The organism is Variovorax sp. LjRoot175, assembly GCF_964253805.1.
Classification (GTDB): domain Bacteria; phylum Pseudomonadota; class Gammaproteobacteria; order Burkholderiales; family Burkholderiaceae_C; genus Variovorax.
Map to the genome: position 1 here is coordinate 3496162 of NZ_CAXURY020000001.1, position 20171 is coordinate 3516332.

Below are 20171 nucleotides of genomic sequence, written 5' to 3' on the forward strand. Positions count from 1 at the left end.
GGCTAGCGCCGCGGAAAGCGCTTGATCATGCTGTGTCCCAGCGAGGTGATGGCGATGACAGTGGCCGGCGGCTGGTTGTAGCCGTCCAAGGTCCGCACGGGTTTGGGGATGGACGCCCTGACGTGACCCGCGAGGCTCAGCACGCGCACGGCATCGACGTCCGAACCGTGGTTGACGGCGACCGGCAGATCGTGTTCTGCCAAACGATGAAGCAGGATGATGGGCACCCAGCGAGTATGCCGGCTCGCGGCGTCAGGTCTGCGACAGGCTTGTAGGGCGAATACAGCAGGCAACGCGCGTCGATGCCTGACTGCCGGCCCGCCGCGAAGGCCGGTAGGCGCCGGCAAGCGCTGACGACGCGGAGCGTATAGGCTTGGCCCATTTTTTCTGCGGGCCGATCCCATGCACGTTCAAGAAGCTGTTGCGAGCCGCCATTCCATCCGGGCTTTTCTGTCGACGCCGGTCGACGGCGAGACGATCCGCCGCGTGCTGACGGCCGCCGCACGCGCGCCTTCCGGCGGCAACCTGCAGCCTTGGCACATCGACGTGCTCGCGGGGGACGCGCTGGCCGAACTCAGGCAGCGCATGCAGGCGCGGCTCGCTGCCGGCGAAACGGAGCCCGCCGCTTACGACATCTATCCCAGAGAGCTGCGCTCGCCCTGGCGCGAGCGGCGCTTCCAGGTCGGCGAGGCGATGTACGCGCGCCTCGGCATTCCGCGCGAGGACAAGGCGGCGCGGCGACGCTGGTTCGCCAACAACTACGGATTCTTCGGCGCGCCGCTCGCGCTGTTCTGCTCGGTCGATCGCTCGATGGGGCCGCCGCAATGGTCGGACCTCGGCATGTACCTGCAAACCGTCATGCTGCTGCTGCGCGGCGAAGGCCTCGACAGCTGTCCCCAGGAGTGCTGGGCGGTCTATCCGGACACGGTGGGCAGCGTGCTGCGACTGCCGCCCGAACGCATGCTGTTCTGCGGCATGTCCATCGGCCACCGCGATCCCGGGCATCCGGTGAACGCGCTTGTCAGCGACCGGGCGCCCGCCGACGAGTGGCTTCGCTTCCACGGCTTCTGACGAAAGCGTTCAGGGTTCCGGCACAAAACGCGGCGCGCGCCGCTCGATGTTGGCACGCACGGCCTCGATCTGGTTGGCGCTGCCGACCAGCGCCTTCTGCTCGACCGATTCGGCCAGCAGCAGGTCGGCGGCGCTGTGCGCCATTGCCGCGTTCAGGAGCCGCTTGCCGGCGCGGATCGCATCGGGACTCTTCTGCGCGATCTCGTGCGCCATCTGCAAGGCATCGGCCAGCGGATCGGCCGACACCCGCGTCGCGAAGCCGAGCGCCACCGCCTCCTCGCCCGAGAAGATGCGGCCGGTGAAGGTGAGCTCGCGCACCACGTCGGCCCGCGCCAGCTCGCGCATCAGCACCATGCCGCCCATGTCGGGCACCAGGCCCCACTTGATCTCCATCACGGACAGCTTGGTGTCGGGCGCGACGAGCCGCACATCGGCACCCAGCGCGACCTGAAGGCCGCCGCCGAAGGCCACGCCGTGCACCGCGGCGATCACCGGCACCGGCACTTCGCGCCAGACCATCGCCACCTGCTGCGCGGCGTTGGCGATGCCGTGCGTGCGCGCGAGCAGGTCCGCAGCGGCGCCTGACCCGATGACACCGCTCGCGCCGCCCTGCCCCATGCGCTCGAAGGACTGCATGTCGAGCCCGGCGCAGAAGGCCTTGCCGCGGCCTGCAAGGACCACCGCGCGCACGCGCGTGTCATCGCTAAGCCGCGTGCCGGCATCGATCAGCGCATCGAACATCGCGGGGTCCAGTGCGTTCATCTTGTCGGCGCGCGAGAGCTGGAGTTCGACCACGCCATCGGCGTGGCGGATCGATTCGATGCGGTCGTTCATTGGATGTCTCCGGGTTGGATCGACGCAAGTATCGGCGCCCGGCGATGATGGCGCCTGTCGCGCAGCCAACAGTACAGTCCATCCAGGAGGAATGCCCATGGCCATCCGCATTGTTCGCCTCGGCTCCGAACGCGCACCCGGCGAGGGCCTGCGCATCGGCACCGTGCGCCGCCCGCCGCGCGGCGTGCCGAAGACCGAGTTCGCCTCGCAGAACTGGTACGACGTCTGGTACCCGAATCTCGCGCCCTCGGTCGAGACCATGAAGATGGCTCAGGCCGCCGAAACCCCGGCGCAATGGACTGCCTTCGGCCGCAAGTTCAAGAGCGAGATGGCCGAGGCCGACGCCAGCCGCAGCCTCGACCTGCTGGCGGCACTGTCGCACCAGAGCGCGTTCTCGATCGGCTGCTATTGCGAAGACGAAGCGCATTGCCACCGCTCATTCTTGCGCGAGTTGCTGGCCGAACGCGGGGCCGACATCGCCAAGGACTGATCCGGCCGCCGCCGGGCCGCCCCAAGGCGGCCGGGCCTCCCCCTCGGGGAGTGGAGTTACACGCGGCGAAGCGGAGTGAAAAGCCGGGGGGGGGCCTTATCTTTGCGCCTTGTCCTTCTGGTTCTGTGCCTCGATGCGCTCGCGCGCCTCCTGCCAGTCGGCATCGCTCCACTGCCGCAGCTCGTAGAAGTTGCCGCCGGTCGCCAGCGCGTTGCCGCCGTCCATCATGATGCTCTGGCCGGTGAGCCAGTCGCACTGGCCCGGCGCCATCAGGAAGGCCGCGAGGTTCTGCAGCTCGCTCATCTTCCCGGTGCGCGCCATCGGGTTGTGGGCCTTGCTGCGCGCGCCGGGCTCCTCGCCCGGGTTCAGGCGCTTGCTCATGCCCTCGGTGGGGATCTCGCCCGGTCCGACGGCATTGAGCCGGATGCCGTGGCGCGCCCATTCGATCGCGAGCGACTTGGTCATCACCTCCACGCCGGCCTTGCTCATCGCCGAAGGCACGACGTAGGGGCTGCCGTTGTCGACCCAGGTCACGATGATGCTCATGACGCTGCGGTACGGGTCGCCCGCCTTCCACTGCCCCGCTTTGGCCTCGGCGATCCAGCGCTTGCCCACCGCCTGCGTGACGTAGAAGCTGCCATGGAAGACGATGTTGGCCACCGCGTCGAAGGCGCGCGGCGACAGGCTCTCGGTCGGCGCGACAAAGTTGCCGGCCGCGTTGTTGATGAGCCCGGTCAGCCCGCCAGATTGCCAGAGGGCTTCGACCATCTCTTCCACGCTCTGCGCGTTGCGAATGTCGACGCCGAAGGCATCGATGCGCCGCCCCGGAAACTGGGTGCGCCATTCGGCCGCCGTCTCCTCGACCACCGCCTGACGCCGGCCGCAGATCGCAACGTCGGCGCCCAGGCCCAGGAAGCGCTCGGCCATCGCCCGGCCGAGGCCGGTGCCGCCGCCGGTCACGAGAATGCGCCGGCCGGCCATGAGATCGGATTGGTACATGTGGGTCTCCTTGTCTTGGGTTTGAGGGCTGTGCAAGCCGCATCGTAGAGCGGCCGGCCCGAGCCGGTAAGCTCCCAAGGTGACACCGCCGAGGACACCCAGCATGCCGACTTCCCCTGCCCCCGCCTTCGCACCGCTCGCCGGCGTGCGCGTGCTGAGCCTCGCGCTCAACCTCCCGGGCCCCGCCGCGCTGCTGCGCTGCCGTGCCATGGGCGCGAGCTGCGTGAAGTTCGAGCCGCCGACGGGCGACCCGATGGGCCACTACAACAAGGCCGCCTACGCCGCGCTGCACGAGGGCGTCGACGTCCGGACTGCCGACCTCAAGACGGAGGCCGGCCAGGAAGAACTGCATCGCACGCTCGAAGAAACCGATGTGCTGCTGACTTCGTTTCGACCTTCGGCCCTCGACAAGCTGGGCCTGGGCTGGGCGGCGCTGCATGCGCGCCATCCGGCGCTCTCGCAGGTGGCGATCGTCGGCGCACCCGGCGCGCGCGCCGAGGAGCCGGGCCACGACCTCACCTACCTGGCCGAAAGCGGCCTCGTCACCGGCACCGAGCTGCCGCCCACGCTCTATGCTGACATGGGCGGTGCCGTGCTCGCGAGCGAGGCGGTGCTGAAGGCCCTCCTCCATACCCGTGCCGCGCCGGGGACGGGCGCGTACCTCGAAGTCGCGCTCAATGCCGCGGCCGACTGGCTCGCGCTGCCGCGCACCTGGGGCCTGACCCGGCCCACCGGCGCGGTCGGCGGCGCGCATGCGGGCTACCGCGTCTACCCCTGCGCCGATGGGCGCGTGGCGGTGGCTGCGCTGGAGCCGCATTTCGCCGCGCGCCTGTGCGAAGCCGCCGGCGTGGCCTCGCGCGACATGCTGGCGCCAGGCACCCGCGAAGCGCTCGCGGCCTGGCTGCGCACGCGAACGCGCGCCGAGCTGGAGGCGATGGCGGACGAGCGCGACGTGCCACTGCTCACGCTGGCCGACTGAACCAACTCAAAGCTTGATGCCCGCGCCTTTCACCGTCGGGCCGAGCACGCCCACCTGCTCCCTCACGAAGCTCTCGAAGCGCGCCGTGCTCTCGGGCTTGCCGACGATGCCCAGCTCGACGAGCTTCTTCTGCACCTCGGGCATCACCAGCACCTCGTTGCAGGCGGTGTTGAGCCTGGCAACCATGTCCGCGGGCAGCTTCGCCGGCCCGCTGAGCCCGAAGAAGTTCTCGAGCACCAGCTTGGGCTGGCCGAGTTCCACCACCGTCGGCACCTCGGGCATGAGCGGCGAGCGCGCACTGCCGGTCACTGCCAGCGGCACCAACTGGCCGCTCTTGAAGAAGGGCACGTAGGCGGTGATGACGTCGATGCCGACCGGGATCACGTTGGCGATCAGGTCGGTGGTCATCGGCGCGCCGCCGCGGTAGGGCACGTGCACCAGGTTGGCGCCAGTCGTCTTGCGGATCAGCTCGCCGTGGATATGGCCGATCGATCCGGGACCGCCCGAGCCGAAATCCAGCCGCCCTTCCTTGCGCGCTCGCGCGTCGAGCTCGGCATAGCTCGCGATGCCCGAGGGCTTGCTCGCCATGATCGCCAGCGGCGCCGAGCCCAGGTAGGCGACGTGCGTGAAGGCCTGCAGCGGATCGTAGGGCTGCTTCTCCAGCGTGAAGGGTCCGAGCGCGATCGGCGTCGTGTTCGAGAGCATGAAGGTGTAGCCGTCGGCCGGCGCCGCGGCCACCAGCGCGCCGCCGATGGTGCCGCCGGCGCCGGGCTTGTTGTCCACCACGACGGGCTGGCCCAGCTTCTTGCCGAGCTGCTCGGCCATGACGCGCGCCAGGATGTCGCTCGACCCGCCGGGCGGGAAGGTCACGATGATCTTGATCGGCTTGTCGGGCCACTGGGCAAAGGCCGGCAGCGCCAGGGAGGCGGCGCCGGCGGCCAGCAGTTGAAGCGCGCCGCGGCGCGTGGAGCGGGTGGTGAGGGTCATGGCGCTTCCAAGCAAAAGCGATGCCCGCGCGCAAATCATGCGGCGAAGCGCCACTTTGAACCACAATGCCCCTCTTCCCGCTCCAGCTCCTTTCATGACCGCCGCCCCTCCACCGCTGCTGCTGAGCCCCGATCGCATCGCGATGATCGGCAAGGGCGTGTCCGCCATCGTGGCTTCGCGCGACGCTGCGCTTCGCCCGAGCCTGATGCGCGCCGTCGGCACCGGCATCTCGGCCGAGGGTTCGGAGATCACCGTGTACCTCGCGCGCACCCAATCGCGCCAGCTGCTGCAGGACCTGGCTGCCACCGGCCATGTGGCCGTGGTGTTCAGCGAGCCGCTGAGTCACCGCACCGTGCAAGTCAAGGCCAAGGCGGTGCGGCTTCGCGCTGCCGACGACAGCGACCTGCCGGTGCTGCGCCGCTACCTGGCCTCGATGGAACACGAAGTGGGCTGCGTGGGCTACGGCGCCGTCTTCGTGCGCGCGATGCTCGCCTGCGAACTCGGCGACGTGGTCGCCGTGAGTTTCTGCCCCACCGAGGCCTTCGACCAGACGCCCGGCCCGCGCGCAGGCAGCGCCCTGCCCGCTTCGTCCGCCGCGCCATGACCGCAGGCATCGCGCCCTCGCTGCCCGCAATCCGCGCCTGCTTCGAGGGCGCGATCCCGGCCATGATGGCGACCTGCGCCGAGGACGGCACCCCCAACGTGGCCTACATCTCGCAGGTCTACTACGTGGACGAGCGCCATGTCGCGCTGTCCTTCCAGTTCTTCAACAAGACGCGCCGGAACATCCTGGCCAATCCGCACGGCAGCGTGCTGGTGATGGATCCGGTCACGGCCGGCTTCTACCGACTGCAGATGCGCTACCTGCGCACCGAAACCGGGGGCCCGCTGTTCGAGGGCATGAAGGCGCAGCTCGCGGGCATCGCCTCGCACTCGGGCATGGCCGGTGTGTTCCGGCTGCTCGGTTCCGACATCTACGAGGTCGAGGCCGTCGAGCGCCTGGAAGGCGAATGCCTGCCGGCAGCGCCGCGCCCGGGCCTGCTCGCCGGTGTGCGGCGCGCGGCCGAAGGCCTCGCCGCCTGCAGCGCGACCGACGAGCTGCTGCAGGCCGCGCTGGCCGCGCTCAACGACCACCTGGACATCCGGCACGCGATGGTGCTGATGCACGACGCGGCGACGCAGCGCCTCTATGCCGTGGCGAGCTGCGGCTACGCGACCTCCGGCGTCGGCTCCGAGATCGAGATGGGCCATGGCGTCATCGGCGTGGCCGCGCGCGAACGCACGCCGGTGCGCATCGGCCATATGACGAACGCAGCCGCCTACAGCCACGCCGTGCGCAGCAGCATGCGCGAGAGCGAACCCGGCCTCGCGCTCGACACCGAGATCCCCTTCCCGGGCCTGGCCGAGCCGCACAGCCAGCTGGCCGTGCCCATCCTCTCGACCGGCCGGCTGCTCGGCGTGCTGTTCGTCGAGAGCCCGCTCGACATGCGCTTCGGCTTCGAGGACGAGGATGCGCTGGTCGCCATCGCGGGCCACCTCGGCGCGGCGCTCGATCTGCTACACACCGTGGCCGAGCCCGCGGCGCCCGAGGAGCCCGTGGCGGCGGCTGCGCCCTCGGCCAGCGGCCCGCCCTTCCCGGTGCGGCACTACCTCGCCAACAACAGCGTCTTCGTCGGCGAGCGCTACCTGATCAAGGGCGTGGCCGGAGCCATCCTCGGCAAGCTGCTGCGCGAGCACGCGCAGCTGGGCCGCTCGGAGTTCACCAACCGCGAGTTGCGGCTCGACCCGGCCATCCGGCTGCCCGACCTTTCGGACAACCTCGAGGCGCGCCTGGTACTGCTGCAGCGCCGCCTGGTCGAGAACTGCCCGCACATCCGCATCGAGAAGACCGGGCGCGGCCGCTTTCGCCTGCGCGTGGACCGGCCGGTCGCGCTCGAAGAGATCCCTGCTTAGGCGGCAGGCAGGCCCAGGCTCGCGCCGAGCTTGGCCCATTCGCGTTCGCTCAGGTGCGGGCGCACCACGTCGAGTGCAGCCGCGAAGGCCGGCGCCGGCGCATGCGCGCGCATGTCGGCCAGCATGGCGGCACGCTCGGCGGGGTTCATGAAAGGCACCAGCCAGCGCAGCACGAACATCATCTCTTCGGGCGGGATCGATGCGACCAGCGCGTTGTGGATCTCGATCAGCTCGGCATCGGTGTAGCGCGCCCACAGCACCGCGTTGTGCGCCGTTTCCTCCACGTGCATGTGCGCGAAGTTGTGGGCGACGAAGAGCGAGAGCGCCCGATACAGCGCGAGCGCGCCGGCCGCCCGGTTCGCCGCGCTGTCTTGCAGCAGCGCGGCGGTCTGGTTCGCGAGCACCGCGATCTCTTCCTCATGCTGCGCATGCTCGTGGGCGATCTGGCCGCTGGCGCCGGGTGCGCGGGCCTCCATGGCAGCATGCACGAACTCGTTCTCGTGCCGCAGGTGCGAGCGGCAGAAGTCGAGCAGCTGCATCACGCGCTGCGCAACCTGCGCCAGTTCGAGTGCATCGTCGCTGTCCATCCGCCCGACGGCCAGCAGGGTGTCGGCCATCAGCGCGCGCAGCGCCTTGTGGATGCCGGCGTAGAGGTCGACGCGGGGCATGGCCGCCTGGGCGACGTTGCGCATCTCGCGCTGATCGATGTTCATGGGGTGTCCTTCTTTTCGGTGAGCGGCCGGTGCACCATGCACCGGCCTGCTGGAAAAGAAGTCTAGGAATCCGAGGCCCGCGGCGCCGCTAAGAATTGCTTAAGCAATCCCTCACGAAACCTTAAATTTCGCGAGGCCCGGCTTCAGGGCGCCGGAAGCCGCAGCTCGCCGAGCTTGCGCTCGAAGCGCAGCAGCCAGATGCGCGTCGGCCGCTCCAGCTCGCTGCCGCGCATGATGCGCGCACCGACCGCGCCCGCCGGGCAGCCGCTGACGATCGCGCCGGCGGCGTCCACGGTGCAGTCTTCCATGCTGCCAGCCACGCGCTGGCCGCTGGCGTCCAGGAGCATGGTGCCGAGGCCGAAGTCGTTGTCGTTCACCAGCGCCAGCGTGTTCTCGTCCACCAGCGTCAGGCCCTCGGCCTTCTCGGCCAGCCAGCCGAGCGCGTTGAGGTCGAGCAGCTCGGTCTTCTTCATCGGGACCACGGTGGACCAGTCGGCAGCGCCGGACACGGCCTGCGTGATGCTGCTGATCTCGAGGTTGTGGTCCAGCGCCGCGATGTCGGTCGCGTTGGCCGGAATCTCGACCAGCATCAGCTTGTTGAACACCTTGGCATCGCTCTTGCGCGCACCCTGCTCGATCACGACGAAACGGCCGCCGCCCAGGCTCACCATATCGCCGAGCTTGGCGTTGCCGGTGCGGTCCTTGTCGTACTGGCTGCCGTCGATCGGGTAGGCGTACATCTTCGAGGTCTCGGTGGCCGGGTCGAACTCGAGCCAGCGCGCGAACTTGGCGATGTGGCGCACGTCGGTGTCGGTGCCGCCCGGCGGCTTGGCCTTGATGGACTTGCCGGCACCGTCCTTCGGATCGATGGGGCTTTGCAGGAAGCCATGCAGCTTGCCGCCGGCCGCCTCCAGCGCAAGGCCTTCCATGCCTCGGTTGGGCCGCCGCTGCGAGAGCACCGCGGGCAGATCCGCTGCGCCTGCACCGGGGCCGTACTTCTTCTCGACCACGCCGCTGGCGATGTTGATGCGCGCGATGAAGGGGCCGTACTCGTCGCTGGTCCACAGCACGTTGCGGGCCTTGTCGAGCACCATTGTCTCCGGGTCGAGGCCGTTGGCGTCGAAGCCGGCCTTGGCGGCGTCGAACACGTAGTTCTCGGTCAGCGGCGTCTCGCCGGTGGAGCCCACGCCCGACTGCGGCGGCAGGCCGGTGAGCTTGCGCGCGGCATCGCGCCTGAGCGGCGTGCTCGACTGCAGCACCGCGCCGTTCTTGCCGACGGTGACCACGCCGAAGCTCGGCGCAAAGGACGGCGCCGGGAACACCTTGCTGATGTTGGTGGCGCCGCCGCCGCCGGGCACGGGCGCCGTCGGGCCGTCGCCGTTGGGGCCGCGGTCGGTGATGGCGTAGAACTCCAGTGCGCCGTCGGCCGCCGTGCCCTTGAAGGCCAGGCCCGAACCGTAGGCCGGCAGGAAGCCGTCCGCGAACTCGGCGCGGGTCTTCTCGTTGCTGCCTTCGTAGGGCACGTAGAACTTCTTGTCGGCCTGCAGCTGATGGCGCGTGACGTTCACCGCGATGCTGCCGAGCGCGTTGGTCTGTGTCGAAGCTTCGGTCACCGGCGTGCCCAGGTTGGCGGCCAGCGTGTTCTCGAAGTGTTCGCGCGCCAGCAGGCGGCGGCCGGCATCGATCACGCGCGTGCTGTACGGGCTGGGCAGAGCTGCGAGCAGCGTGCCGAGCTTGGCGTCGAAGGCGCTGGCCTCGGCGTCGAAATCGAGCAAACCGGCCGTGAGCGCCGCCTTCAGCGCATCGGTGATCTTGATGCCGTTGGAGGGGTCGCCGTCCTCGTCGAAGCTCTGCAGCGCGAACAGCCGATTGACCACCTTGTCGGCCTTCACGCCGGCCGCGGTGGCGTGCAGATTGGCCAGCGTGAGCGGGGTGATCGCGGCACCGCAGGTCGCGCTGCCGAGCACGAGCGCACCCAGGCTGAAGCGCACCGTCTCGCCTTCCTTGCAGACGAATTCGCCCTTGGCGGAGGTGACTGCCTTGGCGGACGAGCCCGCCATGTAGTCCAGGCCTTCGACGGCGGAATCGAGGAACACGCCGGTGACGCTCTTGGCTGCAGGCGGTGCATCTCCACCGCCCGACGACGGCGCGAAACCGCCCCCGCCCCCGCCTCCCCCGCCGCCGCATGCCGTCGCCACCACGCCGGCAGTCATCGCTGCCAGCCACCCCATCCTCGATCGCTTGTTCATTCTTGTTCCTGCTGGTTCGACCCGCGCACCGTGCGCGAGCCCCGGGGATTAAGGCGAAGCTCTGTGACGCTGCGGTGAAACGCTAGGCTGGCCCGCCTAGAACGCGCCGGATGCCTTGCTCGGCACCGGTCCGCGCATTAACCTGCAAGCAGGGGCGGGGCCCCTCCCGCCCGGGAGACCGCCATGTATGAACGCATACTCGTCGCCACCGACGGTTCCGAGCTCTCGGAACAAGCCGTGACCAGCGCGATCGACCTGGCCATCCTGATGAAAGCCGAACTGGTTGCCGTCAAGGTGGTGCACCACTACCCCACCGGCTATTTCGAGGGCTCGCTGCTCTTGAACCAGATGGAAGTCACGCGCCTGCAGGAACAAGCCGATTCCGAAGCGCAGCGCGTGGTCGATAAGGTGAAGGAAAAGGCGCTGGCCAAGGGCGTCGAGAGCACCAAGGCGGTCGTCATGAAGTCCGAGCTCGTCTCGGAAGCCATCATCGAAGCCGCCCGCAACTTCCGCTGCGATCTGATCGTCATGGCATCGCACGGCCGGCGCGGCATCAAGCGCCTGCTGATGGGCAGCGAAACGCTGCACGTGCTGACGCACTCGCACACGCCGGTGCTGGTGCTGCGTTAAGCGGATAACAGGGTCTGGTCAGCGCGCCGCGCCGGCTTCGCGCTGCCGGTCCTCGTGCTTGTGCGCGAGGTAGGTTGCGAGGTCGATCTCGTGCAGCTGCTCCGGATATTGCTCGACGGCTTCGAACCAGCGATGCAAGCGCTTCTCCGAGCGCTTCACTGCCGGCACCTTGAGGCCGGCCAGGTAGGTATCGAGGGTGAGGAAGTAGCGCATCGCGTTGCGCTCCATCAGGCCGCGCAGTCCGCGGATGTATTCGGGCTGGCCGTTCGGCGCCTTTCCGACCACGGTGAAACCCACCTTGTGGCTGCCGAAGGTCGCGAGGTAGGCCATGGTGGCGTAGCGCGCCATCATGTTGTGGTCGTACGCGTAGCCGAAGTGCAGGAAGGTCTGGCGCTCGCCGAGCGGCGTGGCTTCGAGCATCACGCGGTAGCGGCTGGTGCCGAGCGGCCCTGCTTCCGCGGACAAATCGATCGCCAGGTAGTCGCGCGTGGCGCTGGCGGTGCGATGGGTGAAGGGGAGCTCGAAGGCCTGCTCCACCGGCGTGTCGTAGCGCCGCACCACGCTGAGCGTGAGCACGTCGCCGTCCGGCTGCCGGGCCACGCGGCAACGCCGGTTGTTGATGTGCAGGAGCAGCATCTCGCACCACTGAGACGCATTGCCGAGCGCGGCGCGCACCTCGCCCAACGGGTGATCGACGACGGCATAGATATCGCCTTGGAGCCCGTTCTCCGTTTCCACCGATTCCAGATGCATCGGCCGCTTCAGCGGGCTGCGTGCGAGCTGGCCGGCCAGCTTCTGGTGCAGCTCGCGCAGGGCCTGCGCCGAGCCGGCCTCTTGCGCAATTGCCTGCGCGCCGAGCGCCCAGGCACCCAGCGCGAGCCACAGGACCATGCGAGATACGCAGCGACACGAAGCGGCCAAAAAGCTGTTCATGTCCGACACCATACAACGGCTCGGCTTTCAGCCGCTGCCGGCGCGCCTGCGCCGCATGCGCGAGAGACAGGCTTAGAGGCCGCAGCGCTCAGCGGCTCTTGCGCAGCGGCTTGCCGCGCCCGGCGCCGTTGTCGCGCGGCGGCAGCCCGGTGTGCTGCGTGAGGATGCGGCCCTTGACGGGCTGCACGGGCTTCAACGCGACCGTGGTCGAGTTCTTGCGCCGGGCGCTCTGGTAGCTGCCGTCGGTCAGCGGCTGATAGGTCGGGATCAGGTGGTGCTTGCCGTTGCCGATCAGGTCGGCGCGGCCCATCTTCTTGAGCGCCTCGCGCAACAGCGGCCAGTTGTTGGCATCGTGGTAGCGCAAAAAGGCCTTGTGCAGGCGGCGGCGCTTGTCGCCGCGCACGATGTCCACCGTCTCGCTCTCGCGGGTGATCTTGCGCAGCGGATTCTTGTTGGTGTGGTACATCGTCGTCGCGGTGGCCATCGGCGACGGATAGAAGGTCTGCACCTGGTCGGCGCGAAAGCCGTTCTTCTTGAGCCAGATCGCGAGGTTCATCATGTCCTCGTCGCTGGTGCCCGGATGCGCGGCGATGAAGTAGGGGATCAGGTACTGCTTCTTGCCCGCTTCCGCGCTGAACTTCTCGAACATCTGCTTGAACTTGTCGTAGCTGCCGATGCCGGGCTTCATCATCTTGGTGAGCGGGCCCTGCTCTGTGTGCTCGGGCGCGATCTTCAGGTAGCCACCCACATGGTGCTGCACCAGTTCCTTCACGTACTCGGGCGACTGCACGGCCAGGTCGTAGCGCAGCCCCGAACCGATCAGAATCTTCTTGATGCCCTTCAGCGCACGCGCGCGGCGATAGATCTTGATCAGCGGGTCGTGATTGGTGTTGAGGTTCGGGCAGATGCCCGGGTACACGCAGCTGGGCTTGCGGCAGGCCGATTCGATCTCGGGGCTCTTGCAGCCGATGCGGTACATGTTGGCCGTCGGCCCGCCGAGGTCGGAGATGGTGCCGGTGAAGCCTTTCACGCTGTCGCGGATGGCCTCGACCTCCTTGATGATCGATTCTTCCGAACGGCTCTGGATGATGCGGCCCTCGTGCTCGGTGATCGAGCAGAAGGTGCAGCCGCCGAAGCAGCCGCGCATGATGTTCACGCTGAAGCGGATCATTTCCCAGGCCGGGATCTTGGTCGCGCCGTCGTGGCTGCCGTGCTCGTCGGCGTAGCGCGGATGCGGGCTGCGCGCGTACGGCAGGTCGAACACGTGGTCCATCTCTGCCGTGGTAAGCGGGATCGGCGGCGGGTTGATCCAGACGTCGCGCGCGGTCGTGCCCTCGCCATGCGCCTGCACCAGGGCCCGGGCATTGCCAGGGTTGGTCTCGAGGTGCAGCACGCGGTTGGCATGGGCATAGAGCACCGGGTCGGCACGCACCTGCTCGTAGGAAGGCAGGCGGATCACCGAGCGGTCGCGCGGCGGGACCTTGAGCTTGCTGCGACCCTGCAAGGCCGGGTTGGGCACGAAGTTCAGCGGCTTGATGGCTGGATTGACCGAAGCAGCCGCCTGCGCCGCAGCGGCCACCGCCTCGGCCTCGTCTTCCTTCGCACAGGTCGCGCCATTCGCCTTGGCCTGCTCCGAGACCATCAGGTAGGGGTTCACATGGGCTTCGACGCGGCCAGGCTCATCGACGCTGGTCGAGTCGATCTCGAACCAGCCTCGGGCCGACTCGTCGCCATTACGCCGCACGAATGCGGTGCCGCGCACGTCCGTGATCTGCGCCACGGGCTCGCGCGCGGCCAGGCGGTGCGCGATCTCGACGATCGCGCGCTCGGCATTGCCGTAGAGCAGCAGGTCGCACTTGGCGTCCACCACGATGGATCGGCGCACCTTGTCCTGCCAGTAGTCGTAATGGGCGATGCGGCGCAGCGACCCTTCGATGCCGCCGAGCACGATCGGCACCTCGTTCCAGGCTTCCTTGCAGCGCTGCGAATAGACGATGGCCGCGCGGTCGGGCCGGCCGCCGCCGACGTCGCCAGGCGTGTAGGCGTCGTCGCTGCGGATCTTGCGGTCGGCCGTGTAGCGGTTGATCATCGAATCCATGTTGCCGGCGGTCACGCCGAAGAACAGGTTCGGTTTACCCAGTGCCTTGAAGGGCTCGGCGCTGTGCCAGTCGGGCTGCGCGATGATGCCGACGCGAAAACCCTGCGCCTCCAGCATGCGGCCGATCACCGCCATGCCGAAGCTCGGATGGTCGACGTAGGCGTCGCCAGTGACGATGACGATGTCGCAGCTGTCCCAGCCGAGCGCGTCCATCTCCGCCCGCGAGGTGGGCAGGAATTTCGCCGTGCCGAAGCGGGCTGCCCAGTACTTGCGGTAGCTGGTCAGCGGCTTCGCAGCACGCTGGAAGAAAGAGACGTCGACAGGGGCGTTCATCGGGGGAAGGGGGGGGGCGGCTGGACATGCCGCGGTGGCCCGTTTTCAGGCAACCCGCGATTTTACGGGTTCGGGGTGGGTCTGTCGCCCTAAAGGCCTTGGCGGGGCGCGAAGGCGAGCCCCACAAATGCTTGCTCAAGTCAACTATTCAATTGACAATAGCAAGCATGTCCGTCGAAACACCTTTTCTTTCCGACGTGGCCGCCGTCAAGGCGGTGCGCCAGTTCAACCGCTTCTATACGCGCCGCATCGGTGCCCTCGACCCCTACCTGGGCAGCGAGATGTCGCTGACCGACGTGCGCGTGCTCTACGAGCTTGCCCACCGCGAAAGCGCGGTGGCGAGCGAGATCGGCAAGGACCTCGGGCTCGACGGCGGCTACCTGAGCCGCATCCTGCGCCGCTTCGAAAGCGCCGGCTGGCTCACGCGCGAGACGCATCCGAAGGATGCCCGCCAGAGCCTGCTGCGCCTCACGGAGGCCGGCCATGCGGCCTTCGCGCCACTGCAGCAGAAATCGCGCGACGAGGCACGCGCCCTGCTCTCGGCGCTGTCGGCGCCGCAGCAACGCCAGTTGATCGATGCGATGCACACGGTGCAGGCGCTGATCGAACCCGCGGCCAACGCGCCGGCCAAGCCCCGCACCGCCGTGCTGCGCGATCCGGGCCCCGGCGACATCGGCTGGGTGGTGCAGCAGCATGGCGAGATCTATGCGCGCGAGTACGGCTGGAACGGCGAATTCGAAGCGCTGGTGGCCGAGATCGCAGGCCAGTTCCTGCGCAAGTTCCAGCCCGAATGGGAGCGCTGCTGGATCGCCGAGCTCGACGGCGAGCGCGTCGGCGCCGTGTTCCTGATGCGCAAATCGGCCACCGTCGCCCAGCTGCGGCTCCTGATCCTCACGCCGCAGGCGCGCGGCCTGGGCCTGGGCGCCCGGCTCACCGACGAATGCATCGCCTTCGCCCGCCACAAGGGCTACAAGAAGATGCTGCTGTGGACCAACAGCTGCCTGAGCGCCGCACGCGGCATCTACGCTGCGCGCGGCTTCAAGCTGGTCAAGTCCGAGCCCTACGAAGGCTTCGGCCAGCAGCTGGTCGGCGAGACCTGGGAGCTCAAGCTCACTGCATGAACCAGCCGTGGCTCACGACCAGCGACTGCCCGGTAAGCGCATTGGTCGGAAAGGCCGCGAACATCAGCGCCACGCGCGCCACGTCGTCGGTGGTGGTGAACTCGCCATCCACCGTCTCCTTGAGCATCACGTTCTTGATCACCTGCTCCTCGGTGATGCCCAGCGTCTTGGCCTGCTCGGGAATCTGCTTCTCGACCAGCGGCGTGCGCACGAAGCCCGGGCAGATCACGTTGGCGCGCACGCCGTGCCTGGCACCCTCCTTCGCGACCGTCTTGGCCAGCCCGATCAGGCCGTGCTTGGCCGTGACGTAGGGCGCCTTGAGCAGCGAGGCTTCCTTGGAATGCACCGAGCCCATGTAGATCACGCTGCCGCCGCGGCCCTGCGCGTACATGTGCTTGAGGCAGGCCTTGGTGGTGAGGAAGGCGCCGTCGAGGTGGATGGCCAGCATCTTCTTCCAGTCGGCGAAGCTGAACTCCTCGACCGGATGCACGATCTGGATGCCGGCATTGCTGATCAGGATGTCGATGCCGCCGAAGGCCTTGGCGGCTTCCTCGATGGCGGCATCGACCTGTTCTTCGCTGGTGACGTCGACGCCGACGCCGATCGCCTGCGCGCCGGCCTCCTTGAGCTCGGCGGCGGTGGCGTCGGCCGCCTGCTTGTTGAGGTCGGCGATCACGATCTTCGCGCCTTCCTGCGCGAACAGGATGGCGATCTCCTTGCCGATGCCGCTGGCCGAACCGGTGATGAAAGCGACCTTGTCCTTGAGTTGCATGGGATCTCCTTGGAATGAAAGGTGAAGAGAGGATGGCGCGTGCAAGCTGCGTGCCTGTGACGCAGCCTGCGCCCGAAGTCTTGAATGAAGCTGACCAGTGCCCTCAGCGACCCGCCGGAATGGCCGGCACCCGCATCGGATGGCGAACGCGCGGCGCGCTGGGCTGGGCCAGGTCGAAGGTGGTCACGCCGTTGACCTGCGAAGCGCTCTGCAGCAATTCCGGATGCTCCAGCGTGTTGCAGATGTCGCGCAGGCCGGACTCCCAGTGCTCGTCGACCGAGGCGCGCGAGAACTCGTAATCCTTGGAGTCGAGCTCGTAGGGCTTGTCGCGGTAGATCAGGTGCACGATCTCGATCGGCTGGTGCGTCAGCTGGGCGCACACGGCGGCGACGCTGGCGTCCTTGCGCAGCGCGGCGGGCAGCCTGGCGATCAGGTCGGCCACCGCCTGCTGCAGGTTCATGTTCGAGGCCATGGCGTCGGTGTTCATGCGCGTGCGGCTCGAGTAGGTGATGTCCTTCTGCCGCTCCAGGGTCTCGGCCAGCGTGCGCGGCATGGTGCCGCGGGCGCTGAACAGGTCGACCTGCAGCACCATCAACGGCTCGCTGCGCGGATGCGTGTCGAGCACGTACTGAAGGGGCGTGTTGGAAACGATGCCGCCGTCCCAGTAGTCCTCGCCCTCGATGTGCACCGGCGCGAAGCCGGGCGGCAAGGCGCCGCTGGCCATGATGTGCTCGGGGCCGATGCGCTGCTTTTTGTTGTCGAAATAGACCGAGTTGCCGCTGCGCACGTTGACCGCGCCCACGCTGAAGCGGATCTCGTCGTCGTTGAGGCGGTCGAAATCCACCAGCCGCTCGAGCGTGGACTTCAAGGGCGCGGTGTCGTAGTAGCTCAGCACCGGCGCCGCGCCTCCGAGCAGCAGCGCCGGGCTGCGGCGCGGCGTGAAGAAGCCCGGCACGCCGAATACCGCGGCGGAGGTGGCGCTCCACTGGTTGAAGAGCGCGCGGTCGCCCCAGCCCGGCGGCAGGCGCTGGGCCGGGCCCGATGAGACGAGATCCCAGAACTCGCGCAGGCGAGCGACGCGCAGCTCGGGCGCGTTGCCGGCGATCAGCGCGGCATTGACCGCGCCGATCGACACGCCGGCCACCCAGTCGAGCTCTTTGTGCTTCTCGAACACGCCGGCGTACACGCCGGCCTGGTAGGCGCCCAGCGCGCCGCCGCCCTGGAGCACCAGGGCCTTCTTGGCGGTCGTGATGTCGACGCGAGGGGTGGAGGGATGCGAGTTCGGTTTTTTGGCGGCGGGCATGGATCAATTTGACACCATGCGCACCGCCGCCGCGGCTCGCAGGGCTACATCTTCGGCAGCATCTGCCCGCGGATTTCGCCGCCAGGATTGGCCGCCGTGTGGATGTTGGCGTACCACTTGCCGGCCATGAGGTCGGCGGCCTGGGCCGGCGTCAGCGTGGCCTGGCCCTCGATCGGGCTGGCCGGACTCGCGAAGGGCAGCACGATGCCGGCATTGGCGCCGGCGGCGGCCGGACCGTGGAAGTGCGCCCCGGTGGCCGGACCGCTCAAGCCGGTATAGACGATCTTGTACTTGAGGACATTGGTGTCCTTGTTCAGCCAGGCCTCGGCCAGGCCGCTGCCGCGCGTCATGTTGGGCGGCACCTGGCTGGCCGCGTTCATGCTGCCGCTGAAGCTCGCCGTGCTGGACTTCGACATCATTCCGCAGCCCGCGAGTATCGCGGTCGCGGCGCCAGCCACGAGGGCCATGCGCAAGAGGGTGCCATATTTGTTCATTGCGAATCTCCGTCAGTTTCAAGAGCACCCAGCATAGACAGCGCCCGGCGCGCAGCGTGTCGGCCACGAGCCCGACTTCGGGGCACCCGATGGCATCATCGAGCCCATGAAATCCCTGCCTACAGCCCACGATGTCGCGACCTTCTGGACCGAGGCAGGACCGAAGCGCTGGTTCGCCAAGGACGAGGCCTTCGATGCCGAATTCAAGTCGCGCTTCGAAGCCGCCCACCATGCCGCCGCCACCGGCGCGCTCGACGCCTGGGCAGCCGATGCCGAAGGCGCGCTCGCCCTCATGGTGCTGCTCGACCAGTTCCCGCGCAACGCGTGGCGCAACAGCGCCCACATGTTCGCCACCGACGGCAAGGCGCGCGCCATCGCGGGTACGGCGATCGAGGCCGGCCTGGACCGGCAGGTCGAAGCCGCGCTGCGGCCCTTCTTCTACCTGCCCTTCATGCATTCGGAATCGCTCCAGGACCAGGAGCGCTCCGTCGAACTGAATGCCGCGCTCGACGCCAACACGCAGCGCTACGCGGTGCTGCACCGGGACATCATTGCGCGCTTCGGCCGCTTTCCCCATCGCAACAAGGCGCTGGGCCGCGAGACCACGCCGGAGGAGCAGACGTTCCTCGATGAGGGCGGCTTTGCGGGCTAGGCTCGCGTCGGCGACGAAGGCGCATCGGGGCGCGCGACGCCGCGCAGCGATCCGTACTTGTGCGCGTAGACCCAGGTGAACTCGGCGCCGAGCAGGAAGATCTGCGCCGAGTAGTAGACCCACACCAGCACCACCACCAGCGAACCCGCGGCGCCGTAGCCCGAGGCCACGCTGCTCTTGCCGATGTACAGGCCGATCAGGTGCTTGCCCACGGTGAACAGCAGCGCCGTGACCGCGGCCCCCACCCACACGTCGCGCCATTGCACGCGCACGCGCGGCATGATCTTGTAGATCATCGCGAAGCCGACCGTCACCATCGCGAAGCTGAAGACGAAGTTGACCGCCTGCGCGAGCGTCGCCCAGCCGCCGAAGACCGGTGCCCACCACTTGCTGAGCGCCGCCAGCGCCGCGCTGGCCACCAGCGACACCATCAGCAGGAAGCCAATCCCCATGATCATGCCGAAGGACAGCAGGCGCACCCGCAGCAGGCTCAAGAGACCGCTGCTCTCGTCGCGCGCGGGGGCGCGCCAGATGCGGTCGAGCGCATCCTGCAGTTCGCCGAACACCGTGGTCGCGCCGATCACCAGCAAGGCGATGCCGATCACGGTGGCGATGATGCCTTCCTTCGGCTTGTTGACGGCCTCCAGCATGCCCTGCACCGCCCGCGCGCCCTGCTCGCCCATGAGGCCCGAGAGCTGCGTCATGATCTCGCCGCGCGCCGCTTCCTGGCCGAACACCAGGCCGGCCACCGAGATCACGATCAGCAGCAGGGGCGCCACCGAGAACACCGTGTAGTAGGCCAGTGCCGCGCCCATGCTCGGCGCGTAGTCGGCCTTCCAGGACATGAGGGCCTGCTTGCAGAGATCGAAGAGTTCGCGCGGCTGCATGGCGCGAGTGTCGCAGCATGCGCAGCGCCGGCGTGTCGGCAAACGGCCCGCCCGACCTGCCCCGATAATCGAGCGCGATGCACCCGGCCCCTACCGATGCGGCGGCACCCGACCGCCCGCAACCCCGATCCGCCCGCGACCTCTTCGTTTCGTTCACCTGGCTCGCATTGCAGGGCTTCGGCGGCGTGCTCGCGATCGTGCAGCGCGAGATGGTCGAGAAGAAGCGCTGGCTCACGGCCGACGAATTCCTCGAGGACTGGGCAGTCGCCCAGGTGCTGCCGGGGCCGAACGTGATCAACCTGGCGCTGATGATCGGCGACCGCTACTTCGGCCTGCGCGGCGCCGTGGCCGCGGTGGCCGGCATGCTGACCGTGCCGCTGGTCGTGATCCTCGCGCTGGCCGTGCTCTACGCCCACTACGCCGGCAACCCGCAGGTCGCCGGCGCCTTGCGCGGCATGGGCGCGGTGGCCGGCGGGCTGATCGCCGCCACCGGTATCAAGCTGATCCCGGCGCTGCGCCGGCATCCGCTCGGCTTCGGCGCCTGCCTGGGCTTCGTGGCCCTGGTCTTCGCTGCCATCGCGTTCGCGCGCATTCCGCTCGGATGGGTGCTGCTGGCGGTGGGCGGCGTGGCGTGCGTGTGGACCTGGCGAAAGATCGGACCATGAGCATCGCC

21 protein-coding genes are annotated in these 20171 nt (G+C 68.5%); 9 read left to right on the forward strand and 12 right to left on the reverse strand.

Translation table 11 applies throughout. The features are described from left to right. Positions 1-2 precede the first annotated feature (2 nt). Complete coding sequence (locus ACSQ89_RS17335) at positions 3-227, reverse strand: hypothetical protein (protein WP_436296304.1); 225 nt, start codon at positions 225-227, stop codon at positions 3-5. Positions 228-402: 175 nt separating this feature from the next. Between ACSQ89_RS17335 and ACSQ89_RS17340 the strand changes: the two genes are divergently transcribed. Then, the gene (locus ACSQ89_RS17340) at positions 403-1071 is read left to right on the forward strand and encodes a nitroreductase (protein WP_093108007.1); all 669 of its coding nucleotides are present in this window, start codon (positions 403-405) and stop codon (positions 1069-1071) included. A gap of 9 nt (positions 1072-1080) precedes the next feature. Here ACSQ89_RS17340 and ACSQ89_RS17345 read toward each other — a convergent pair whose 3' ends face one another. Next, the gene (locus ACSQ89_RS17345) at positions 1081-1905 is read right to left on the reverse strand and encodes a crotonase/enoyl-CoA hydratase family protein (RefSeq protein WP_093108009.1); all 825 of its coding nucleotides are present in this window, start codon (positions 1903-1905) and stop codon (positions 1081-1083) included. 97 nt (positions 1906-2002) lie between these two features. Here ACSQ89_RS17345 and ACSQ89_RS17350 point away from each other — a divergent pair, with 97 nt between their 5' ends. After that, a complete protein-coding gene (locus ACSQ89_RS17350; protein ID WP_093108011.1) occupies positions 2003-2395 on the forward strand; it encodes a DUF488 domain-containing protein in 393 nt (130 codons plus the stop codon). Between the two features lie 96 nt (positions 2396-2491). Here the strand turns inward: ACSQ89_RS17350 and ACSQ89_RS17355 are convergent, their stop codons facing one another. After that, positions 2492-3394: an SDR family oxidoreductase gene (locus tag ACSQ89_RS17355; protein ID WP_436292774.1), complete on the reverse strand. Its 903-nt coding sequence runs from the start codon at positions 3392-3394 to the stop codon at positions 2492-2494. A 103-nt stretch (positions 3395-3497) separates the two neighbouring features. Here ACSQ89_RS17355 and ACSQ89_RS17360 point away from each other — a divergent pair, with 103 nt between their 5' ends. Then, the gene (locus ACSQ89_RS17360; RefSeq protein ID WP_436292773.1) at positions 3498-4373 is read left to right on the forward strand and encodes a CoA transferase; all 876 of its coding nucleotides are present in this window, start codon (positions 3498-3500) and stop codon (positions 4371-4373) included. A gap of 6 nt (positions 4374-4379) precedes the next feature. Here ACSQ89_RS17360 and ACSQ89_RS17365 read toward each other — a convergent pair whose 3' ends face one another. Beyond that, the gene (locus ACSQ89_RS17365) at positions 4380-5360 is read right to left on the reverse strand and encodes a Bug family tripartite tricarboxylate transporter substrate binding protein (RefSeq protein WP_436292772.1); all 981 of its coding nucleotides are present in this window, start codon (positions 5358-5360) and stop codon (positions 4380-4382) included. Positions 5361-5454: 94 nt separating this feature from the next. Here ACSQ89_RS17365 and ACSQ89_RS17370 point away from each other — a divergent pair, with 94 nt between their 5' ends. Beyond that, positions 5455-5964 (forward strand): hypothetical protein, encoded by a 510-nt coding sequence (locus ACSQ89_RS17370; protein ID WP_436292771.1) that lies wholly within the window; start codon positions 5455-5457, stop codon positions 5962-5964. Beyond that, positions 5961-7313 (forward strand): GAF domain-containing protein, encoded by a 1353-nt coding sequence (locus ACSQ89_RS17375; protein WP_436292770.1) that lies wholly within the window; start codon positions 5961-5963, stop codon positions 7311-7313. Before ACSQ89_RS17370 ends, ACSQ89_RS17375 begins: the two co-directional genes overlap by 4 nt. Here the strand turns inward: ACSQ89_RS17375 and ACSQ89_RS17380 are convergent. Together ACSQ89_RS17380 and ACSQ89_RS17385 are read right to left on the reverse strand one after the other, a co-directional pair. Next, positions 7310-8026, reverse strand: coding sequence for a hemerythrin domain-containing protein (locus ACSQ89_RS17380; protein ID WP_436292769.1), 717 nt, complete (start codon positions 8024-8026; stop codon positions 7310-7312). The genes ACSQ89_RS17375 and ACSQ89_RS17380 overlap by 4 nt on opposite strands. Before the next feature lie 143 nt (positions 8027-8169). Next, entirely contained in the window at positions 8170-10275 is a 2106-nt protein-coding gene (locus ACSQ89_RS17385; RefSeq protein WP_436292768.1) for an esterase-like activity of phytase family protein, read from the reverse strand. A gap of 183 nt (positions 10276-10458) precedes the next feature. Between ACSQ89_RS17385 and ACSQ89_RS17390 the strand changes: the two genes are divergently transcribed. Continuing rightward, positions 10459-10905 (forward strand): universal stress protein, encoded by a 447-nt coding sequence (locus tag ACSQ89_RS17390; RefSeq protein WP_436292767.1) that lies wholly within the window; start codon positions 10459-10461, stop codon positions 10903-10905. 18 nt (positions 10906-10923) lie between these two features. Here the strand turns inward: ACSQ89_RS17390 and ACSQ89_RS17395 are convergent, their stop codons facing one another. Together ACSQ89_RS17395 and ACSQ89_RS17400 are read right to left on the reverse strand one after the other, a co-directional pair. Next, a complete protein-coding gene (locus ACSQ89_RS17395) occupies positions 10924-11838 on the reverse strand; it encodes a hypothetical protein (RefSeq protein ID WP_436292766.1) in 915 nt (304 codons plus the stop codon). A gap of 88 nt (positions 11839-11926) precedes the next feature. Then, positions 11927-14269 carry a YgiQ family radical SAM protein gene (locus ACSQ89_RS17400; RefSeq protein WP_093108031.1) on the reverse strand — a complete coding sequence of 781 codons (2343 nt, stop codon included), beginning with the start codon at positions 14267-14269 and terminating at the stop codon, positions 11927-11929. Positions 14270-14436: 167 nt separating this feature from the next. On the opposite strand from ACSQ89_RS17400, the gene ACSQ89_RS17405 reads away from it, so the two are divergent. Next, on the forward strand, positions 14437-15390 hold the full coding sequence (locus ACSQ89_RS17405; protein ID WP_093108033.1) for a bifunctional helix-turn-helix transcriptional regulator/GNAT family N-acetyltransferase: 954 nt from the start codon (positions 14437-14439) through the stop codon (positions 15388-15390). Here ACSQ89_RS17405 and ACSQ89_RS17410 read toward each other — a convergent pair. The 3 genes from ACSQ89_RS17410 to ACSQ89_RS17420 form a co-directional block, all read right to left on the reverse strand. Continuing rightward, positions 15380-16162, reverse strand: a complete 783-nt coding sequence (locus tag ACSQ89_RS17410) for a 3-hydroxybutyrate dehydrogenase (RefSeq protein ID WP_436292765.1) — start codon at positions 16160-16162, stop codon at positions 15380-15382. The two genes, ACSQ89_RS17405 and ACSQ89_RS17410, sit on opposite strands and share 11 nt — an antisense overlap. Positions 16163-16265: 103 nt before the next feature. After that, positions 16266-17465, reverse strand: a complete 1200-nt coding sequence (locus tag ACSQ89_RS17415; RefSeq protein ID WP_436292764.1) for a patatin-like phospholipase family protein — start codon at positions 17463-17465, stop codon at positions 16266-16268. Positions 17466-17509: 44 nt separating this feature from the next. Continuing rightward, a complete protein-coding gene (locus ACSQ89_RS17420; protein ID WP_436292763.1) occupies positions 17510-17959 on the reverse strand; it encodes a CHRD domain-containing protein in 450 nt (149 codons plus the stop codon). A gap of 106 nt (positions 17960-18065) precedes the next feature. On the opposite strand from ACSQ89_RS17420, the gene ACSQ89_RS17425 reads away from it, so the two are divergent. Beyond that, positions 18066-18611 carry a DUF924 family protein gene (locus ACSQ89_RS17425; RefSeq protein ID WP_436292762.1) on the forward strand — a complete coding sequence of 182 codons (546 nt, stop codon included), beginning with the start codon at positions 18066-18068 and terminating at the stop codon, positions 18609-18611. On the opposite strand, the gene ACSQ89_RS17430 is transcribed toward ACSQ89_RS17425, so the two are convergent. Further along, positions 18608-19498 carry a YihY/virulence factor BrkB family protein gene (locus tag ACSQ89_RS17430; RefSeq protein ID WP_436292761.1) on the reverse strand — a complete coding sequence of 297 codons (891 nt, stop codon included), beginning with the start codon at positions 19496-19498 and terminating at the stop codon, positions 18608-18610. The genes ACSQ89_RS17425 and ACSQ89_RS17430 overlap by 4 nt on opposite strands. A gap of 77 nt (positions 19499-19575) precedes the next feature. Between ACSQ89_RS17430 and ACSQ89_RS17435 the strand changes: the two genes are divergently transcribed. Beyond that, positions 19576-20163: a chromate transporter gene (locus ACSQ89_RS17435; protein ID WP_093108045.1), complete on the forward strand. Its 588-nt coding sequence runs from the start codon at positions 19576-19578 to the stop codon at positions 20161-20163. Positions 20164-20171 lie beyond the last annotated feature (8 nt).

Bases quoted from the DNA above. Each gene is read 5' to 3' on its own strand.
- ACSQ89_RS17340 (WP_093108007.1), top strand. From the start codon at position 403: ATGCACGTTCAAGAAGCTGTTGCGAGCCGCCATTCCATCCGGGCTTTT.
- ACSQ89_RS17345 (WP_093108009.1), bottom strand. From the start codon at position 1,905: ATGAACGACCGCATCGAATCGATCCGCCACGCCGATGGCGTGGTCGAA.
- ACSQ89_RS17350 (WP_093108011.1), top strand. From the start codon at position 2,003: ATGGCCATCCGCATTGTTCGCCTCGGCTCCGAACGCGCACCCGGCGAG.
- ACSQ89_RS17355 (WP_436292774.1), bottom strand. From the start codon at position 3,394: ATGTACCAATCCGATCTCATGGCCGGCCGGCGCATTCTCGTGACCGGC.
- ACSQ89_RS17360 (WP_436292773.1), top strand. From the start codon at position 3,498: ATGCCGACTTCCCCTGCCCCCGCCTTCGCACCGCTCGCCGGCGTGCGC.
- ACSQ89_RS17365 (WP_436292772.1), bottom strand. From the start codon at position 5,360: ATGACCCTCACCACCCGCTCCACGCGCCGCGGCGCGCTTCAACTGCTG.
- ACSQ89_RS17370 (WP_436292771.1), top strand. From the start codon at position 5,455: ATGACCGCCGCCCCTCCACCGCTGCTGCTGAGCCCCGATCGCATCGCG.
- ACSQ89_RS17375 (WP_436292770.1), top strand. From the start codon at position 5,961: ATGACCGCAGGCATCGCGCCCTCGCTGCCCGCAATCCGCGCCTGCTTC.
- ACSQ89_RS17380 (WP_436292769.1), bottom strand. From the start codon at position 8,026: ATGAACATCGATCAGCGCGAGATGCGCAACGTCGCCCAGGCGGCCATG.
- ACSQ89_RS17385 (WP_436292768.1), bottom strand. From the start codon at position 10,275: ATGAACAAGCGATCGAGGATGGGGTGGCTGGCAGCGATGACTGCCGGC.
- ACSQ89_RS17390 (WP_436292767.1), top strand. From the start codon at position 10,459: ATGTATGAACGCATACTCGTCGCCACCGACGGTTCCGAGCTCTCGGAA.
- ACSQ89_RS17395 (WP_436292766.1), bottom strand. From the start codon at position 11,838: ATGAACAGCTTTTTGGCCGCTTCGTGTCGCTGCGTATCTCGCATGGTC.
- ACSQ89_RS17400 (WP_093108031.1), bottom strand. From the start codon at position 14,269: ATGAACGCCCCTGTCGACGTCTCTTTCTTCCAGCGTGCTGCGAAGCCG.
- ACSQ89_RS17405 (WP_093108033.1), top strand. From the start codon at position 14,437: ATGTCCGTCGAAACACCTTTTCTTTCCGACGTGGCCGCCGTCAAGGCG.
- ACSQ89_RS17410 (WP_436292765.1), bottom strand. From the start codon at position 16,162: ATGCAACTCAAGGACAAGGTCGCTTTCATCACCGGTTCGGCCAGCGGC.
- ACSQ89_RS17415 (WP_436292764.1), bottom strand. From the start codon at position 17,465: ATGCCCGCCGCCAAAAAACCGAACTCGCATCCCTCCACCCCTCGCGTC.
- ACSQ89_RS17420 (WP_436292763.1), bottom strand. From the start codon at position 17,959: ATGAACAAATATGGCACCCTCTTGCGCATGGCCCTCGTGGCTGGCGCC.
- ACSQ89_RS17425 (WP_436292762.1), top strand. From the start codon at position 18,066: ATGAAATCCCTGCCTACAGCCCACGATGTCGCGACCTTCTGGACCGAG.
- ACSQ89_RS17430 (WP_436292761.1), bottom strand. From the start codon at position 19,498: ATGCAGCCGCGCGAACTCTTCGATCTCTGCAAGCAGGCCCTCATGTCC.
- ACSQ89_RS17435 (WP_093108045.1), top strand. From the start codon at position 19,576: ATGCACCCGGCCCCTACCGATGCGGCGGCACCCGACCGCCCGCAACCC.